Below are 19,222 nucleotides of genomic sequence, written 5' to 3' on the forward strand. Positions count from 1 at the left end.
ATTATTCAATGCCAGAAGGAGTGAAAATGAACATGAACAAAGATGAACGGCACATATGGCGGGGTGAACTGGCCCTTATCGTCGCCGTGGTCATCAACAGTTTCGGCGTTGTACTGATGTTGTACTCCAACGCAGGGATCTCTGCCATCTCCAGTGTGCCATATGCCTTTACCGATGTATTTCCCCAGCTTACACTCGGGACATGGACTTATCTTTTTCAGGGTCTTCTGATCTTAAGCCTGATGATTCTGAGGAAACATTTTGTCCCGGTCTATCTGTTCAGTTTTGCAGTTGGATTTGTGTTCAGTGAACTGCTTGATGTGCATGAATCATGGATACAGGTACTGCCGGATACTCTGCCATGCCGGATCCTGTATTTTCTGATCAGTTACATTCTGATCAGTCTGGGGATCGCTCTTTCCAACCGCTGCGGGCTCCCCATCATACCTACCGATCTCTTTCCCCGGGAGCTTTCCCAGATCACAGGTATCGGATACCCGGTAATCAAAATCAGCTTTGACGTGATCTGCCTTGCCATTACAGCGGTCATGACCTTTGTTTTCCTGGGGCATCTGGACGGGCTCGGAATCGGCACGGTTCTGGCGGCTTTTACAACCGGAAAAGCAGTGGGACTGGCAGGCTCACTTTTAGATCGGAAATTCCGCTTTGTCTCATTTCTTACAGAAAAAGCAGATGCAGATCTTCCCGCCTGAAGACCGCATCTGCCATCACTTCTTTTTTATCTATAAGTTTTCTTTTACCCAGCTCTTGATATCGATACCATTCAGAAGCTTTCCCTCTCTCCATTCTGCTGCCGGGCAGTGTTCTTCCAGGCTTTTTTGTCCATCCAGTTAAGATCCTTCCGGGTGTAAGGTTCCTTTCACATGACGCCCCGACAGTACCGGCTTATGTACCGTCAGCAGCACGACCGCGCTCCCGGTCAGTAGATCAGATTCGCCAGAAGTACCAGGATCGGAATCGCTATCAGCGTCCTCTCCAGGAAAATCAGGAGCAGCTTCCAGAAGCCCAGAGGCACTTCGCTCTTGATCACAACCGTTCCCACCTCGGTCAGATAGATGATCTGTACAAGGGACAGGGCCCCGATAATAAACGTGGTCTTAACTGCCACATCTGAACCTGCCAGCAGCAGCGCCGGGATAAACATATCGGTAAATCCGACCAGGGTCGCCGGTGCCACAACAAAAGCATCCTCCACGCCGAAGAGCTGAAGGTAGAGTCCCATGGGGTAGGAGATCCAGTCAAAGAAGGGCGTATAAGTGGCGATAGCCAGGGCTATAACTCCCCAGGATGCCACGATGGGGATCAGGTCAAAGAGGGTTCCCATCATAACCTCCAGCCCGCTGACCAGCACGGTATCCACATGGAATTCACTGGCACGCTTACAGCTCGACTCCAGGGCAAAGGAAAGCACGCCTTTCTCTTCCGGCCGGTCCTCTGCCACCCGTCTTCCCGTCGCTTCCCGGTAAGTATTGGGGATCGTGCGGATCGGAGGAATTCTGGCAATGATCACCGCCAGTATCACTCCCACCACACAGACGCAGAGATAAAAGATGGGGAAACTGGAATCCAGTCCGATAGTCTCCGCCACCATCAGACAGAAGGGCACGGATACGAGAGAAAAATTCGTCATAATATACCCGGCCTCCCGCTTGGTGTAGAATCCCTTCATATACTGCTCTCTTGTCAGGATCACTGCCGCATTGGCAGCGCCGAACCAGGATGCAATCAGGTCCACGGACGCCCGCCCCGGCACATGGAACAGCGGACGCACCACCGGGCGGGTGATCACACCCAGGAATTCCATGATTCCGCAGTCTGTAAGGAACGGCAGGACAAAGCTGAAGGCGATCAGGATGCAGAACAGAGTCCCGCACAGGTCGATGATCGTTCCGCCTGTATCCGCGGAGATCACAAATTCCGGTCCCACACCAAACAGCACCATCACGCCCACAACCGCGCCGATAATCTTGGAGATAAGGTACAGCGGCGTGGTGCAGAACGCCTTGCTCAAGTAGCGGTTCTTCCGGATCAGGTCCGGTTTGAAAATGAAATCAGCCAGGCTTACCGCCGCCGACACCACCAGAAGCAGGGTCACAATGTAGATCAGACTTCCGCCCAGAAGCGCCTGAATCCACATCTTCACAAAATCAAGCAGTGTGGTAAATGACGACTCATAGGGAATCGGCACAAGGAACATCAGCACGCCGAAAGCCGAGCCCACAAGAAATTTGATCATGTTTTTCCTGTTCACATACGATCCGGCAGCCTTAATTCCGGTCTGTTCTTTCCCCGCTTCACTGGCCTGGGGTTTTTTTTCTTCTGTTTTCATTCTTCTTTTTTCCCTTCTTCTTTTCTATGCCAGTTCTTCCACCACTTTCATGGCTTCAAAGATCATATCTTCTGTTACGGGATACGGAATATGCTCCATATCCGGGCCGCTGACGGTCTCCTTCAATACGTCCTTCAGGTAATCCCGGTCAAGAGGTACCTGCATCTCTTTCAGGGTGGAAGGAATGCCCAGCTCCTTTAAGAATCCCTTTGCCTCTTTCAGGCGCTCTGTGTCTTTATCCACTGCAAGCTGCACGAGCACACCATATGCCACCACATCCCCGTGAAGATATCTCTCCTCAAATCCCGGGAGCAGCACCAGACCGTAGTATACGGAGTGGGCAATGGCACAGTTGTAGTCGTCGAGCACCATCAGGGATACCATTCCCGTGCTGACAATATTTGCCAGTACCGCCTGTTCCAGATCATAGGATGCTATGTTTTCTCTGCAGTCTTTCAATGCCTGGACGCCATGTTCCAGGAGCGGTCCGTAGCAGAGATTGCTGATCTCCCGTCCCAGAGATGAGCTGTGATCCAGGCGGTCTCCTCTGGCTGCAAAATGACACTCGAAAAATTTACCCATAGTGTCACCCATGCCTGCCCGCAGGTATTTCCAGGGCGCATCCGCGATCACCCGGGTGTTGATAAAGCAGTGTCTCGCCGGCTTCTCAAAGAAATAGAAGCTGTCAAAGTTGCCGTCCTCTTTATAGACCACGGACAGAGCTGTTGTCGCCGCACAGGTTGCCGCGATCGTAGGGAAGGTAAATACAGGAAGCCCCGCCCTGTCCGCAGCGCCTTTTGCGGTATCCAGAGCCTTGCCTCCGCCCATGCCGAAGATCATATCCGCCTTCAGCTCTTTTGCCTCAGAAGCCCATCTCTCAATGTTTCCCGGTGTGCAGTCCTCGCCGAACACACCTCTCCCGACAATATGAAGCCCGGAACCTTCCAGAGCCTTCCCAAGCAGATCTTCCGCCGCTTCAAACGCCTTCTTCCCGCCGATCAGCAGGATCCGCTCTCCATAAGGGGCACACACTTCCGGCACAAGGTCATATGCGTCTTCCCCGATCGTATAATTTGCAAAATAAACCGTATATGATTTCATGATACAAGCTCCTTTAACTTTGCCAGGCGGCGCAGTGCTTCGTCAATTGTTTCCTTCTCGCGGGCAAAATGCAGACGGATCAGATTATTCACTTCTTCCTTGAAGAAACTGGATCCCGGCACTGCAGCCACCTTGATATTTTTAATCATCCACTCGCAGAACTCCAGATCCGTATATCCCGCAAACATGGGAAGATCGAGAAATTCCTGAATGTCGATGAGCACGAAATAAGTTCCCTGGGGCACGTTGTGTTTCAGCCCGATCTCATCCAGTCCCTTGAGGAAATAATTCCTCTTTTCCGTGTAGGTCCGTAAAAGTTCCTCATAGTAGGAGGGCGGGAACTTCAGCCCGGTCACCGCCGCCTCCTGCAGGGGTGCCGCAGCTCCCACAGTCAGGAAATCATGGACCTTTTTTGCAGCCTCAATCACTTCTTCCGGTCCGATCAGATATCCAAGCCGCCATCCTGTGATCGAGTAGGTCTTGGACAGTGAATTGCAGGTGATGGTGTGTTCATACATGCCCGGCAGGGATGCCATACACGTATGATGATACGGCGCATACACCATATGCTCATATACCTCGTCCGTCACCACAAAGGCGTCATATTTTACAGCCAGCTCCCCGATCTGCATCAGTTCTTCCCGGGAGAACACCTTCCCGCATGGGTTGGAGGGATTGCAGACGATGATTGCCTTCGCTCCTGCCCGGAATCCATCTTCCACAAGACGGATATCAAAACCGTACTCCGGCGGTACAAGAGGGATGTAAATGGGCTCTGCTCCGGAGAGGATGGCATCCGCCCCGTAATTCTCATAAAAAGGCGAGAACACCATAACCTTATCGCCGGGGTTGCAGATCGTCATCATGGCGCACATCATCGCCTCCGTGCCCCCGCACGTCACCACGATCTCCGTTTCCGGATCAATGGTCCTCCCGATCGCCCTCCCCTGTTTCTCCGCCAGGGCCTCACGGAAATTCTCGGCTCCAAACGTGACGGAATACTGGTGCGGTCCCGCATATGCGGCTTTCGCCAGGGCGTCCATGATCTCTTTTGGCGGGTCAAAATCCGGAAATCCCTGAGACAGGTTGATGGCCCCGTACTCGTCACTGATCCTTGTCATCCTGCGGATCACGGAATCTGTAAACGTCCCGACCCGCTCGCTCAATTTCGGCATAATACACTCTTCCTTTCTTTTTTCTGATTTACTTTTTCCAACCGGCTTTTCTCTCCAATGAATTGACTCGTTGTATCAGCCTGTATATAATAAAGTATAACGTTACGGTATAGTCAAGAAGAAAATGTATAAATATGCAGAAAAGAGGGCAAATAATATGCAAAAATTCAATAATCCATGCATAAAGACAGGAGACTTTGCCAGATTATGCGGCACAAACAAGAGAACTCTTTTCCACTATGATGAGATCGGACTCTTTTCACCCGCTTATACAGATGAAAAAGGATACCGCTATTACAGCGAGAACCAGTGCGATGTATTTTTCACCATCACCTGTCTGAAAGAACTGGGCATGCCGCTCAAAGAGATCCGGGAGTATATCAGCCACCGGGATCCCGCAGACATCCGCCGTCTCCTTGAAGAACAGCAGAAAAAAGTAGCGGCTGAACTCGAACAGCTCAGCCGCATTCAGACGGTCATTGACACAAAGCTCTCTCTTCTGGCCCGGGCAGAAGAACTTGAAGACGTCACAGATCTCTCAGAAGTTTTTCTGGAGACCTGTGAGGAAGAGGAATTCCTGGTTTTAAGCGATCCTCTCTACAGTAACGATCACGACCGGATCTTTTCCGTGCTCTGCAGTCACATCGCCTCCTGCAGCCAGGCACACCTCAATTCCGGACATCCTTACGGGGCTATGATGCCCGTCTCCTCCCTGAGAGAGGGGGACTGCGAGACATATGCATATTTCTTCACAAAAACGAAGCTGCCCCCTGAAAAAATCCCCCGCCACATAGACGTTCACCGGAAGGAAGCCGGAACCTATGCGGCGGTCTATCTGCGGGGAGACTATTACGCCTCGGAAGAAGCCTTCCGCACCCTGTTGGAATATGTGGACCGGCAGGGACTCCTTACCGGAGAATTCGTATATAAGGAAGCAGTCCTGGATGAACTCTCCGCCCGGGAGGAAGATTATCTGACACGGATATCCGTCCGGTGCCGGAATTAATAAACATTCTGTCTCAGTTTCTCCGCCGTGCTCCTCTCCCTGTCCGCCCGGTAAACATTCCATACACATACAAAGCAGACCGCCACCATCCCGGCTGCCAGGGCGAGCATGGTCTGCCAGGGATAGAAGAACCGGAAATACGCCAGTTTCATCCGCACCGCCTCTCCCAGGAGCCAGGCGCTCACGCTTCCGACCGTCAGCAGGACGCACATGACAATCCCCCAGTAATACGCGCCTTCCATGAGGAGCATCCTGCGCATCTGCCCTCTCGTCATGCCGATACTCTCCATGACCGCAAGTTCTCTTCTCCGGAAAGCGAATCCTGCTGCAAGGGTATTGGCGAAATTCATAATACCGATGGCAGTGAGCAGAAGGCTTAAACCTCCGAGCAGTGTATTTGCCGTGCGAATCCGGTTCTGTTCCGCCTCAAGAAGTTCATACCCTGGCGTCAGGTAGAAGGTATCCATAATTCCGCTCTCCCGGTTTGCCTTCTGTATCACCTGTGTGAGGCTTTGGTTCACCCGGGTCCGCTCCCTTTCAGAAACATCAAAAGACAGATCAAAATATTTTTCCGGAAAACCCAGACTGGCGAAAGCCTTCTCCGTCATGATGAAATAGCTGATATTATTTCCCACACTGGTAGTCTGCAGTACCGGAAAATGCTTCGCCGTCATATCCAGGTAACCGGAGCAGAGCAGGCTTCCCTTTTCCTCTTTTTCTCCAGAAGCGGCACTCCCTGCAGATTCCGAAGTTTTGCCTTGACCGTATGCCTCCAGAGAATAGAAATGAACCGGCATGTCCACGGTTTTCCCCGCCTGAATCTCCAGCTCCCGGGACAGTTCCCGGTGATGCAGAAGGATGCATCCCCTTCCGTCAAGAAATGTCTCTGTGTCCACGGAAAGCCCGTATTCTTTCCCATATTCGGATATATATTGTGCCAGGCTTTCCGCCTCCTCCTTCCCGACAACCTGCAGTGTGGCAAAGTCCAGTGTCTTTTCCGGATTCTCCAGAGATTTTCTCTTCGGGGCGAGGGCCTCGTCTGCGGAAAGGTCGATGAGCGCATAACTGCCCGCCGTCACTTTCACACTCTCCGGCACAACGCCATCCATCTGCAGGACATCGTCCAGGATCTCCGGGGGCAGTACCGGAGTATCATCGTTGATCTTCTCCGGCACCAGCTCGGGAAATCTGGCGATGCCGGAGAGGATCCCGAGCTGAAAATCCGGATCCTGCTCTAACCGGTTCGTAATATCCACACCCCTTGTGATCACCGCGGCTCCAAGCGCCGTAACGCCTCCCACAGCCAGGGACAGGATGCTCACAGCAAGCCGTTTTCTCGACCTTGTCACATTCCTCCAGGCAAGCCCAGTCATTCCGGTTCCTTCTTCCGAAGATACCGTCTGCTTCTTCCGCGGAACGTCCGCCTCCACATACCGGATAGAATCCACAGGCTCCCAACGTATCACCCGCCGGACAGCCAGACTTCCCGCCAGCCAGGATACCGCCAGAACAGATCCGGCAGCCAGGAAAAGAAACACCGGATAAAATCCGTCCACGTCGCTAGGGCCCAGTCCTTCCAGGAACAGCCCGGCAAGCACCCGGGAGAGGAAAAGTTTCACAGCCGCAGCTGCAAAGACAGCCCCGATGGCACTCCCCTGCAGAGCATTTTTCATATTCTGGCGGTATACAACCTGTTTTAACTGGCGGTTCGTCGCCCCGAGCACTTTGAGCATCCCATACTGGCGGATATCCCGCCCCAGGGATACGGCGATGACATTGAAGATCAGCAGAAACATACACAGGACCACAACGATCCCGCACCCGCCTGCGATCGTAACACTTCCGAACACACCTTCCACGCTCTGTCTGGCCATGGGATTCTCACCGAAAGCCTGCTGTGATTCATATTCCATGGGGACATCGGTATACACCCGGCTCTCAACGCTCCTGCCATCCTCAGAGACTCCCGACGACGCCATGATACGGTCCGCGGGGAATATCGCAATTCCTTCCCTTTCCAGAAAGGCTTCTGAAATATAAGCTTCCGGCTCGGAGACGGAGGCATCGATATAATCCGTATAGTATCCGGACAGAGTGAATTCCATATGTATATCGCATGCAGTATCACCCTGCTCCCCTCCGGGGATGCTCACGCCCTCCGTCTCCACCTGCAGTGTAATCTCCATTCCTGTCTCCGGTTCTGTGATCCCCATCTGTTCCAGAATCCGCACAGGGAACATGATCTCATCCGCCTGCCTGGGATAATGCCCTGCTACATCCGTATATGCCGGGAGCATCAGCTTTTCATAGGCTGTCTCATCCAGAAAGACCAGATTGCCTTCCCAGGCGCCGCCCGGCGTTCCGCTGTTTTCTCCATCCCCGGCAGTCGTCTCCGTCCCCTCATATCTTCCGGTACCTGCGTTCTTCTTCACGCCTACATCCTCCAGATAGGAAAGTTTTCTCATGGCCTCGTACTGCCGCCTGCTGCCATTTTCCAGAGAAACGGATGCTACGGTTCCCATCCCCCTCACGTCGATCAGATAATCGGCACGGATCTTCCCATATGCAATGGAAAATGCCGCATAGAGCAGGAACACCGCCATGGCAGCCGCTGCGGTCAGGATACGGTTCTTCCTTTTATTTCCAAGGTAATACGCCCGGGCAAGTTCTTTTATGACTGTCCGGTTATTATTTCTCACCTTCATGCGCACTCCTCCCCGTTCCCGCAGATCCTGCCGTCCTCGATACGGATGATCCGGTCCGCTATCTGGGCGATCTCTTCGTTATGAGTCACCACTGCCAGAGTCTGAAAATATTTCTCTGCCATTCCTTTCATGAGAGCAATCACTTCCATCCCTGTATGGGAATCCAGATTTCCTGTAGGTTCATCTGCCAACACAATCGCAGGGCGTGTAATTAATGCTCTTGCCACGGCAACTCTCTGCTGCTGTCCCCCTGAAAGCGTATTCGGCATCTGATACCGCTTCTCCTTCAGTCCCAGGGACTCGATCATCTGGTCTGTAAATTCCCGGTCAGTCTTCCTGCCGTCCAGTTTCAGGGGCAGAACAATATTCTCATAGACGCTGAGCACGGGAATCAGGTTATAATTCTGAAAAACAAATCCGATGTTCCTCCTCCGGAAGATGGTCCTCTCCTCCTGGTTCAGCTCTGCCAGGGAACACCCCCGGATCTGTACTTCTCCCTCAGTCGGCGTGTCCAGGGCGCCCAGGAGATTCAAAAGTGTCGATTTCCCGCTTCCGGAGGCGCCCACGATAGCGGCAAATGTTCCTTCTTCTATGGACAGATCCACGCCCCGCAGGGCATATACACTGGTGCTCCCCGTCCGGTACGTCTTTTTCAGATTTCTTGTCTCTGCGATAATCATGCCTTTCTGCTCCTCCTGTCTTCCTTCTGATTTCCGAGAGCAAATATCCACTCTCTGCTTTCTCCCCTGCATCATAACAGATAAATCTCTCAAAAGAGTAACAAAAAAAGCATGTCCGTTCATTTTTCAGACATGCCCTTCGTTCCCTCCGGCAGATAGACAGACATGGAAAGTCCCCTCTCCCTGCGCCTTACTTTCATGAATCCGTCATGCTTCTTCACGATCTCCCGGGTGATAAAAAGTCCCATTCCGTAGCCTTCTTCGCCATTTACATTTTCTCCCCGGCAGAACATCTGGAAAATCCTGTTCTCTTCTCCTTCCCGGATACCACATCCCTCATCGTCCACACGGATCTCGGTAAACATCTCATTTTTCCGCAGAAGTACCGTGATCCGTGAATCTCTGGGAGAATACTTTATGCTGTTGTCCAGAAGATTGTAAATGCCCTCGCAGATCCAGTTTCTGTCGTGCGGCACGAGAACAGGCCGTTTTCCCTCCTGGCAGATCTCGATAAAAATATGTTTTTCCTCCGCCTTTTTATATACCTGAAACACCGCCCGGGCGACCGTTTCTTTCAGATCCGTATCCGCTTTTCTTATCTGGATAACGCGGTTTTCCAGTCTTGCGGCGGTGATGAATTTTTCAATCAGGAAGCGGATCTTCTTTTCCGAATCCGCCACGGCGTCCAGACATTGCCGCGGCTCCGCAGAATCCTCCTGATCCCTGAGAAGTTCCAGCCAGGCTTCCATATTGGCGAGAGGATTTTTGACCTGGTGGGCAACTTCCGCGATCATTTCCCGGATCCCGTCCCTCTCCTGTTCCAGTGCTGTCTGTACTCCCCGGTTCATCTCATCCAGCCGCACGAGCTGGTTTATAATTTTCCCTTCCATAGTCTCAGCACTGCGCTTTCTGACGTCTTCCGTTCCCATATGCAGCGTTTTTTTCTCCAGAATCTGTTCTGCCAGATCCGAGAGCGTCTCCAGTTCCCGGGCATACTCTCTCCTGCTGTGCCGGAATAGGAATCCCGCGCCCGCCAGCGCAGCCAGGAAAAGCAGCAGCGGCCCCCACTGTCCCTGCAGGATCAGAAGAACAGCACAGAAAGCCCCGGATGCTGAAGTGAGCACCGGGACCATCCATTCTGTAACAATATGTGATATCCGCTTTTCTTTCTCCATCTTTCCACCTCATCTCACTCCCCGAACGTGTAACCCACACCGAAAATGTTCCGTATATATACCGGCTTTCCCGGATCAGGCTCCAGTTTCTTCCGCAGGCGGTTGATCACCACTGTCACCGCATGGTCATCCACAAAGTTTCCTTCCGCATCCCACACTTTTTCAAGCAGGGTTTCCTTCGTTATGATCCGTCCCCGGTTCTCTGCAAGAAGCATAAGCACCTTCCACTCTCTGGCCGTCAGACAGATCTCCTCCCGGTTTCTCCATACTCTGCGTCCGTCCTTATCGATACTAAGCTCCCGATACGTCAGGAGCTCCGGATTTCTCCGGAGCACAGCTCCGATCTTTTTGACCAGCACTTTCGGAGAAACCGGTTTGGTTACATATTCTTCGCATCCTGCCTCATAGCCTTCCAGGATATCCCTCTCCTCGTCCCGCGCAGTCAGAAAGATAACCGGGACCGGGTATTTCTGCCGTATCCTACGGCAGAAAGAGATACCGGATTCTCCCGGAAGGTTCACATCAGCCAGAAGAAGAGCGGGCAGCCTGCGTGAAGAGCAGTCCTGCAGGATTTTCTCCGCCTGATAACTGTCAAACGCCTGCACTGCATCATAGCCGGCTTTCCCCAGACTGAGTCTGAGCGCCTCATTCATCTGTACATCATCCTCAAGGATAAGAATCGTCGTTGTCTCCTTCATGTTTTTTCCTCTCCAGACAGATACAGCCCTAGAATTTTCCCCCTCTTCCGCCGTGGCTTACTCCGGATGAGGACCGGTGCGTACTGGAACCGGACCCCGTATCCTTCGGTCTCGCCCGCCTGCTCACAGACGCATGCAGGAAACAGTCTTCCTGTCTTACCAGAACCATGCTCCCCGGCCTCACATAATCTGCGGCAGACCCCCGGGGCCGGACGGTTTTCAGCCGGCTCCGCATCGTTTCCACTGCAACAGCCGACGCGATTCCTCCAATCACAAGAGAAATCAGCAGCGCCACCGCCCAGTTAAAAGAACCTCTCGGCATATGATCCCCCTTATAAGGATGGCCTGATCTCGCCTCTGTGACAAACTCATCACACAGCCTGGCATAAGTCTCAAACGCCTCTTTATATTCCCCATCACTCAGATACGGCACAATCTCGTCTGAAATATATTCCAGACCGTCATCTGTCAGCGCAGTGATGCCGTATCCTGCTGTGGTGATATACCAGTCCCGCGCCTCCATGCTGATCAGCAGAAGGGCTCCGTCATTGCCGGGTCCCATGCCGTATCCGTTATAATCATAAAAATCATCCGCATACTCCCGGGGTGTCCTCCCTTCCAGACTGTCCACAGTGACAACCGCCACATCAAACGCCTGGCGCTCGCTGATCTCATCAAGTTCGGCAAGCAGTTCCGACTCTTCTTCCTCTGTCAGCAGGTCCGCATTGTCCACCAGACGGGGAAGCTGCCTTTCTTCCGGCATCTCCCCCTCCAGAGAATATTCCCCCACTGTCTCCGCATATGCCGTCAGGACAGTATTTTCGGGAAAAGTTCCATCCGTAAGGATCAGGGCGGCAGATATTGCTGCCAGGGCAAAAGCGGCAGCTGCCAGGCGCCTTCCGGGATATGTAAGTGATCTTTCTTTCATCTTCTGTGCCCTCCCTATATGAACCAGAGCAGCCAGTTTACTGCAAATGCCGCTGCTGCAAATATTCCTCCAAGACCCAAAAACCATTTCATATAAGCCGTCTTATCCAACGGCAGGTTTCCCACGAATTTCCCCGTCTGCCCGTTCATGGCAAAGACGTACTTCTCCCCTTTCCAGGTCGTATTTAAAATCCATACCGGGTAGAGCGCGTATTTTGCCGCGCTGTTGTCCAGACGGACGGATGTATGTTCCGGCACAACCGTGGCATACCCCTTCACCGTAGAAGCAAAAGCCTGCTCTGTACTCTTTCTGATCCGCTGATTTGCCCGGTCCACGCTCTGTTCTTCCGTCACATCGTACCGGTCCGCCAGATAACCCGCCAGATAAGCGGTCTGAAAGTCAACCGCATCCCGGAAATCATAGGGTTCCACCGACTCCATCAGTTCATCTGCCATCTTGGAGGATCCATCCACCGGCACCCGCTGAAAACCGATCCTGCCGCTTCTGTATACTGCATAGTAACTGGTTTTCGTATAGGTATAGTCACTGTCGCTCCAGCTTTTCACCCTGGTTGCCTTATAGCGGATATCCGCATCTGCATCTGCGTCAAAAAGCCAGAAAGGCACATAGATCCCTTTAATCTCATCGATATGACTCTCATCCCGGAACACTTTCGGCAGGAGCTTCTTTCCTTTCAGATGATTTAAAAATCCCTGTTTTGCCGCATTCTTATCCAATTTGAACGGGATCACATAATCCGGTTTCAGCTCATCTGCAAACTGTCCTTTCATCACCACCGGATTGTCGCAGTACGGACATCTGGCCGCGGCTGTCGTATCGTCACAGACAATCTCCCCTCCGCAGGACTGGCAGACATACACATGTATCCCCTCTGCCTCTCCTTCCTGCCACCGGCTTCCCGGCTTTTCTTTCCACTCCATCCCGCCGTCGTCGTCGGTTTCCTTCTGAAGCTCTTCGTCATATTTTTTCAGCGCCTCCGCGTCGAACTCGGTATCGCAGTACGGGCATTTCATTTTCTGCGCCGTACTGTCAAAGGAAATCGCCCCTCCACAGCACGGGCACTTGTATTCAAATAATTCAGACATCTGTGTTATTCCTCCTCATAAAGAAGCCGCTTTCCGGCTGCCGGAGCCTCCGTTTTCTTTCACGCAGATCCGTGTTCCCTGTCATACGGGACGCGGTTTTCCGCACTCCGTGCAGAATTTCCCCGTATTCCGGGCGCCGCATGTACAGATCCATCCCTGCGCCGGTCTGGGGCTTCCGCAGTTGGTGCAGAACTTCCACGCAAGCTCGTTTACTGCACCGCAGTTACAGCGCCAGGTGCCCTGCTGTCCGTCTGGCTGTCCGGCGCCGTTTCCCGGCGTCTGTGCAGATCCGCCGTACTGTGTCTGCCCGGCTGCCTGCTGCTGCGCTCCCATCTGATAGAGCTGCTGCACATCTACGCCGCCCGCCTTGGACGCCATTCCCATTCCCATGAATCCGGACATTGCCCCGGCGCTGTTGGACGCCGCAGCTTTCATTGCGTCCGCCTGGGCGCCGGTCATGGCTGCCGCCGCCATGGACGGGTTTCGCAGAATTGACATGCGCTGTGCCTGCTTGATCATCTCTGCATCCTCATCCGGCAGGGTCAGTGAACTGATGGCTACCGACACCACGGCAAGCCCCCGGATCTTCCGCCATTTTTCCGTAAGCGCCTCGTTCATGGCGTCGGAAAGCTCCTGGACATGTCCCGGGATCGCGCTGGGACGGATTCCCATGGCCGAAATCCTGGCAAAAGCAGGCTGCAGTGCGCTGATAAATTCCGCCTTCAGCTGCGTGGCAATCTCTTCTCTCCGGTAATCCTGCTCCACATTTCCGCACACATTTTCATAGAAAAGGAGCGGATTGGCGATCCGGTAGGAATAGACGCCGCTGCAGCGGATGGACACATCGATATCCAGTCCGATATTCTGGTCCACCACACGGAAAGGCACCGGATTGGGCGTTCCAAACTTGTTGTCCACCAGTTCCTTGGTGTTAATATAGTAGACTCTCTGGTCGCGTCCTGTGCTTCCGCCATAGGAAAATCTCTTCCGGATCGTGTCAAGCACCGCATCCAGCGAGTCTCCCAGATTTCCCGAAAACACCGTGGGCTCGGCAGACGCGTCATAAGTGAACTCTCCCGGCTCGGCGCAGGCCTCCACGACTTTCCCCTGATCCACGATGATCATGCACTGTCCGTCCGCCACCGCGATACCGGAACCGCTTGTGATAATGTTGTCATCCCCTTTTGTGTTGGAGGAGCGTCCTCCGGTCCTCTTTCTTCCTTTCGTGACCATAACGTCACTGTCCAGGGCCTCACAGTAGAAGAATTCTTTCCACTGATCTGCCAGAGTTCCCCCGACTGCTCCTGCCGCTGCTTTGATCAATCCCATTGCTGCTCTCCTTTCTCTTCCTTTACCATGCACTCTTTTCTGTAAAATGTAACTCCGTATTTTAATATATTCTGATAGCCCTCCTGCCGGAGTTCTGCTTCGTAATCCTGCGTGCGGATCTGTTCCAGAGCTTCTTCACACTTCTGCCCCATTTCCTGATATGTCTTCGCGACCTTGATTTCCAGGATCACAGCCTTGCCTCTGACGCTCGGATACTTCAGCAGAATATCCGGTCTGCCCTTTCCGGACTCCCGGTTCGACAATACAATATAACTGCCGATATTTTTCAGCATACCGGCAAGAAAACCGTGATAATAACTCTCCTGATAATCATAAAAACTGATCGTCTCCATCAGATTTTCAGAGAGAATTTCTTCCATTTTCCCGGTATCTCCATTGAGAATACTCTCAAAGAGCGGCGTCAGATCTTTTTCCTTCGTCTTATCCTCAAACCATCTGAGCACTGTAGTCTTATAAATATACCGGACTTCCCGGTTCGGGATTGCCAGCTCAAGATACAGAATCTCCTCTTCCTGATGTTCACTGACCTTTTTCAGATATCCGGTGAAAAACAGAAAATTCCAGAGATTGTCCTGGGTGGATTCAATATCCTCATAGGTGATATCTTCATGAACCGGTTTCCTGATCGTCTCTCCCGCGATCAGAGCCTCGATCTCCTGCTTTGCAGAAAGATCTGCACGTTCAATAAGCAGGCGGACAATACTGTTTGAACTGGTATTAGACCAGTATGGCTTTGGCAGAATGTTTTTGCTTTCATAAGTGGATGCCACATAATTGATCACGCTCCATGGATTATACACTTCCGTACTGCCGAACTGATATCCGTCATACCATGCCTGTACATCCCCCATTTTATCCTCCAGGCCATACTCTTTCAGAATCTGCCTTACTTCTTCCGGAGTAAAGCCAAACTGTTCTGAATAAAGCTCCGTTATGACCGAATTAATGGCAAGATTATTTAACCCGGTAAAAACCGATTCCTTACTGATCCGCAGACATCCCGTCACGACTGCAAACTCAAGATTTCCGTTGGTCTTAAGGGCTGACTCGAAAAGGGATCGGATCACATCGATCATCTCATCATAAAATCCACAGAAAAAGGCGTTTTCCAGAGGGACATCGTATTCGTCGATCAGAATAACCGCCTTTTGTCCCATACATTTATACAGGCACTCTGACAGGAATTTCAGTGCATCTGCATAGTCAGCATCTTCACCCCCAAGATCACGTATCCGTAAATACCGGGCTGTCTCGGCCTCTGTCAGTTTCCCGCTGATTTCCACATCTTCCCAGTGACGCGAATACTCTTCTCCCAACGCCCGTTTCATCATCTCAAAAGAAAGATGGAAAGAGGGCTGCTTCATAGATTTAAACGAAAGCATGATCACCGGATACCGGTTCATATACGCAAGATACCGGTCGCCTGCATCCATAATTTTTAATCCCCGGAAAAGAGCTCCATAATCGCTTTTGCTCTTTTCAAAAAAATACCGGAGCATGCTCATATTCAGACTCTTTCCGAATCGGCGGGGACGGGTAAAGAGATTTACCTCGCCTTTCATATCCAGAAGCTGTTTGATAAACAGCGTCTTATCTGCGAAATAATATCCGCCTTCTATCAGTTTTCTGAAATCATCTACCCCTATCGGCAACGGCTTCCAAGGCATAAAAAGACCTCCCTTCCAGACATGGTTACACAACCGCCTCAATCAGCACTTTACCATATCTTCAGTGTCACGCCCGGACCTGATTTATTACAATTCTAACATGCGGCGTATAAATTTTCCATCAAAATAAACTACGTCCGCTGATTTTTACAAAAGATAGATCCTCCCAGCTTCTTCTGTGATATTATATTGTTGCAGTCATTTTCTGTTTTTTTGTAATTGATGAATGAAACCTTCCCTGTGAATCGTATTCATAGTGAAACAGGAAAAACAAATGTACCGTTATCACTCAGGAGGGATTCATTATGAAGAAAATTGTTGCAGGAATCGCTGTGACAGCATGTGTCGCAGTACTTGGAGGCGCCACCGTGCTGGCTGCCGGGTTCGGCCAGCAGTACCGTCAGAACAGTTCCCCGGCTGCGGGGAGCCCGGGAAACACTTCCTCCCAGGTCTGTGAATACTGTCTGAATGCAGGGCACTGCTTTGCAGACAGCAACGGGGACGGCGTCTGTGACTACGCGGGCACCCACGCTCAGACTCATCACTACAATTACTGCGGCTCGGGGACAGAAAGCAGTCTTCAGAACGGAATGCATCATGGCGGACAGGGGCATCACAGTTACGGTCACAGATAAACCACACGGCAGGTGGAGCGGAACTGTCCCTTTCCTCAGACAGCCGCAAAAATCAGAGGGGGTTGCGAAAAGGGTTATGCGAAGCGAGGCGGAAGCAAAAAGAGCAATGGATCTGTATGCGGATACGGTCCGCCGTATCTGCATGGTCCATCTGAAAAATTATGCTGACACAGAGGACATATTTCAGACTGTGTTCCTGAATCGACATCAATCCGTCTCTTGAACTTGGGGTGAACCGCTTTGACCGCATTATTTCCGTGGAGGGATATAATGATGACGGGACTGCTCTCGCCGCTTCCCTGAATATCCGTTTTCTGGATTACCAGGACGCCATCGAACAGCTTCTTGAAGACGAGACGGTTGAAAGCTATCTCTCCGGTGACGCCGTCATGTCTCTGACCGTTGCCGGGAAATCCGAATCTCAGAGCAGCACGATTCTGGAAAATGTGGAGTCCTGCGTCTCTGATCAGGAAAATGTCCGGTGCCATTCCGGGGATGTGACAGAAATGCACGACGCCCACGAATGCGGCATGTCTTTTGGCAAATATCAGGCATTTCTCAGACTCCAGGAGCTGGATCCGGCCGTCACAGCCGATGATGTCCGGGATCTGTCCATGAGGGAAATCCTGGATCTCATTGAAGAGTACTCCAAACCTTCTGACAGTGCCGGGGATCCCGACAATGCCGGGGATATTCCCGGTTCCTGCAGCAATGATGGTTCTGTAGAAACTTCCGGGAATTCCAGCAGAGGACATGAAAACGGACACGGCAGTCATCATTGACTCCGTGTCCCGATTCTTTCTATTCTCACTTTTTCTCAGTCCCAGAGATATGGTTTCAACGCATCATAAATAATCTGGTACGCTGCTGCATACATATGCATTCCCTCTTTGGAAAGATCACTCCGCAGCTTTCCTTCCTCATCCTTTATTCCGTCATTTACGTCAATATACTCAAACCCATGTTTCTCCGCCAGTTTCCTGACTTCTCCATTAACCCGGTTCACAGCTTCATTGGTGCGTGTGCGCAGCATATAGGCTGCCATCTGCGGATTCACCTCCGGATTGACCGGATAGTATGCCATGACATAGACTTTCGTCTCCGGCAGGCGCTCATTTATGATAGTCATGATCTTGTCATAATTATCCAGAAGATGTTCCTCCCAGTCTTTTCCGTCCTGGCGCTCATTCATGTCGTTTGTCCCGATATTGATGAAAAGCTTCGACGGCTTAAGATCCAGCAGCACCGTGTCGATCTCCTCCAGGAAATCATCCGTATTCGTCCCGCCGATTCCCCTGTTGTAAATAATTTCGCTGTGGCCGTCGCTCATGGCGATCTCATTGACCGGGAACTGCTCCATCAGGGAAGAACCGGTAAACAGAATCTGTCCCTTCACGGCTCTCTGGTTCAGATCCCGGTAGGAACGGACTTTCTCCTTCTGCTCCATTCTGCTCCGTTCCAACATAGACTGTCCCATGCCGGAAATCATCTGCAGAAGTTCCTCACGTGTGACTTTTTCCAGTTTCTCCGGATCGTTTAATTCCATAAGATTCATTTCTTCCGTCTCCTCCCGCTTTTGGAATTCTCTTTATATCCCATGTCTCTATCTTCTCATTGACACGGTTCTTATAAAAAGAATATAATAATTTTATCATTCTGTAAAATTATATTTTTTTATATATTTATATTCACATAGTTATATATTTGACCCATTCATGAGGTCTGCCCGCACAATACGGTCAGCAAGGAGGACGCCATGGAATTATATCAGCTGGAACAGTTTAAAGCCGCCGCAGAACTTTCGCACATCACAAAGGCCGCGCAGATGCTCTCCATCTCGCAGCCCGCTTTGAGCAAGAATATCCACGCTCTTGAGAAAGAACTGGGATATCCGCTTTTTGACCATATCGGTAAAAATATCCGTCTGAACCGAAACGGAGAAATTCTCCTCCGGCATGTCCGGGAAATATTCTGCAGCCTGGACAATGCCCGCCGTGAGCTTGAAGAGGCCAATACAAACAAGGCACCTTCCATCTCCCTCTGCGTCAAAGCCGCCTCGAAACTTCTTCCGGAGATTCTGCAGACATACAGCCAGTCCCATCCCGGAGTACGCTTTTCCGTGAGTCAGTCCGGTACTGCTTCCGTGTCTTCCGCCGAGCACGACTTTACCATTGAGTCCTCCTTAAGTCCGGCATCCGGTACAGACTGCTGTTCCCTGCTCCGGGAAAATATCCTCATCGCCCTGCCCTCTACCCACAGACTTGCAGGGGAAACCTCCGTAGATCTGTCTGAATTAAAAGAAGAACCGTTTATCAGTCTGCAGAAAGGAATGGGGCTTTCCAACATTACAGACTACTACTGCCATCTGTGCGGATTTGTTCCCAACGTAGTCTTTGAAAGCGACAGTCCCTCCACCCTTCGCAGCCTGCTCCACCTGAATCTGGGGATCGCATTTATTCCGGAACTGACCTGGTCCGGTCTGGAAGATGATTCCATCCGTCTCCTCCCGGTCCGGAATCTGGAATGTATCCGCCACATCATCCTGAAATGGGACAGCCGCCGCTATCTCTCCCCGTCAACTCTGGAATTTAAAGAATTTCTGATCCGCTATTTCTCCGGTCTGGGGAAACGGAACTGATCCGCTTT

Annotated in this window: 17 protein-coding genes; 5 read left to right on the top strand and 12 right to left on the bottom strand. The window is 51.6% G+C overall.

Translation table 11 applies throughout. The annotated features are described in order from the left end of the window. Positions 1-26 precede the first annotated feature (26 nt). On the top strand, positions 27-713 hold the full coding sequence (locus tag B5F07_RS12780) for a DUF6198 family protein (protein WP_087161678.1): 687 nt from the start codon (positions 27-29) through the stop codon (positions 711-713). A 227-nt stretch (positions 714-940) separates the two neighbouring features. On the opposite strand, the gene B5F07_RS12785 is transcribed toward B5F07_RS12780, so the two are convergent. Genes B5F07_RS12785 through B5F07_RS12795 form a run of 3 tightly spaced genes read right to left on the bottom strand, consistent with a single transcriptional unit; the run spans position 941 to position 4,626 of the window. Further along, positions 941-2,350 (bottom strand): YjiH family protein, encoded by a 1,410-nt coding sequence (locus tag B5F07_RS12785; RefSeq protein ID WP_087161679.1) that lies wholly within the window; start codon positions 2,348-2,350, stop codon positions 941-943. A 24-nt stretch (positions 2,351-2,374) separates the two neighbouring features. Next, positions 2,375-3,451 carry an iron-containing alcohol dehydrogenase family protein gene (locus tag B5F07_RS12790; RefSeq protein ID WP_087161680.1) on the bottom strand — a complete coding sequence of 359 codons (1,077 nt, stop codon included), beginning with the start codon at positions 3,449-3,451 and terminating at the stop codon, positions 2,375-2,377. Further along, positions 3,448-4,626 carry a pyridoxal phosphate-dependent aminotransferase gene (locus B5F07_RS12795; protein ID WP_087161681.1) on the bottom strand — a complete coding sequence of 393 codons (1,179 nt, stop codon included), beginning with the start codon at positions 4,624-4,626 and terminating at the stop codon, positions 3,448-3,450. The genes B5F07_RS12790 and B5F07_RS12795 overlap by 4 nt, the downstream gene beginning before the upstream one ends. Before the next feature lie 157 nt (positions 4,627-4,783). Here B5F07_RS12795 and B5F07_RS12800 point away from each other — a divergent pair, with 157 nt between their 5' ends. After that, a complete protein-coding gene (locus B5F07_RS12800; protein ID WP_162613130.1) occupies positions 4,784-5,632 on the top strand; it encodes a MerR family transcriptional regulator in 849 nt (282 codons plus the stop codon). Here B5F07_RS12800 and B5F07_RS12805 read toward each other — a convergent pair. From B5F07_RS12805 to B5F07_RS12840, 8 genes are all read right to left on the bottom strand, one after another. Then, entirely contained in the window at positions 5,629-8,337 is a 2,709-nt protein-coding gene (locus B5F07_RS12805) for an FtsX-like permease family protein (protein WP_087161683.1), read from the bottom strand. The two genes, B5F07_RS12800 and B5F07_RS12805, sit on opposite strands and share 4 nt — an antisense overlap. After that, positions 8,334-9,017, bottom strand: a complete 684-nt coding sequence (locus B5F07_RS12810; protein WP_087161710.1) for an ABC transporter ATP-binding protein — start codon at positions 9,015-9,017, stop codon at positions 8,334-8,336. Before B5F07_RS12810 ends, B5F07_RS12805 begins: the two co-directional genes overlap by 4 nt. Before the next feature lie 119 nt (positions 9,018-9,136). After that, positions 9,137-10,192 (bottom strand): sensor histidine kinase, encoded by a 1,056-nt coding sequence (locus B5F07_RS12815; RefSeq protein WP_087161684.1) that lies wholly within the window; start codon positions 10,190-10,192, stop codon positions 9,137-9,139. A gap of 14 nt (positions 10,193-10,206) precedes the next feature. Further along, positions 10,207-10,890: a response regulator transcription factor gene (locus tag B5F07_RS12820; RefSeq protein WP_087161685.1), complete on the bottom strand. Its 684-nt coding sequence runs from the start codon at positions 10,888-10,890 to the stop codon at positions 10,207-10,209. Positions 10,891-10,918: 28 nt separating this feature from the next. Then, positions 10,919-11,818, bottom strand: coding sequence for a TPM domain-containing protein (locus tag B5F07_RS12825; protein ID WP_242972523.1), 900 nt, complete (start codon positions 11,816-11,818; stop codon positions 10,919-10,921). 14 nt (positions 11,819-11,832) lie between these two features. After that, a complete protein-coding gene (locus B5F07_RS12830; RefSeq protein ID WP_087161686.1) occupies positions 11,833-12,924 on the bottom strand; it encodes a hypothetical protein in 1,092 nt (363 codons plus the stop codon). A gap of 81 nt (positions 12,925-13,005) precedes the next feature. Then, positions 13,006-14,253, bottom strand: coding sequence for an SPFH domain-containing protein (locus B5F07_RS12835; protein WP_087161687.1), 1,248 nt, complete (start codon positions 14,251-14,253; stop codon positions 13,006-13,008). Next, entirely contained in the window at positions 14,244-15,941 is a 1,698-nt protein-coding gene (locus tag B5F07_RS12840) for an AAA family ATPase (RefSeq protein WP_087161688.1), read from the bottom strand. The genes B5F07_RS12835 and B5F07_RS12840 overlap by 10 nt, the downstream gene beginning before the upstream one ends. A gap of 305 nt (positions 15,942-16,246) precedes the next feature. On the opposite strand from B5F07_RS12840, the gene B5F07_RS12845 reads away from it, so the two are divergent. After that, a complete protein-coding gene (locus B5F07_RS12845; RefSeq protein WP_087161689.1) occupies positions 16,247-16,576 on the top strand; it encodes a hypothetical protein in 330 nt (109 codons plus the stop codon). A 206-nt stretch (positions 16,577-16,782) separates the two neighbouring features. Then, the gene (locus B5F07_RS12855) at positions 16,783-17,358 is read left to right on the top strand and encodes an anti-sigma-I factor RsgI family protein (RefSeq protein WP_442911415.1); all 576 of its coding nucleotides are present in this window, start codon (positions 16,783-16,785) and stop codon (positions 17,356-17,358) included. A 35-nt stretch (positions 17,359-17,393) separates the two neighbouring features. Here B5F07_RS12855 and B5F07_RS12860 read toward each other — a convergent pair whose 3' ends face one another. Continuing rightward, a complete protein-coding gene (locus tag B5F07_RS12860; RefSeq protein WP_242972524.1) occupies positions 17,394-18,131 on the bottom strand; it encodes a GDSL-type esterase/lipase family protein in 738 nt (245 codons plus the stop codon). Between the two features lie 201 nt (positions 18,132-18,332). Here B5F07_RS12860 and B5F07_RS12865 point away from each other — a divergent pair, with 201 nt between their 5' ends. After that, positions 18,333-19,214, top strand: a complete 882-nt coding sequence (locus tag B5F07_RS12865) for a LysR family transcriptional regulator (protein ID WP_087161691.1) — start codon at positions 18,333-18,335, stop codon at positions 19,212-19,214. The last annotated feature ends 8 nt before the right edge of the window (positions 19,215-19,222 follow it).

Origin of the sequence: Lachnoclostridium sp. An169, from assembly GCF_002160525.1 — a bacterium.
Classification (GTDB): domain Bacteria; phylum Bacillota; class Clostridia; order Lachnospirales; family Lachnospiraceae; genus Mediterraneibacter; species Mediterraneibacter cottocaccae.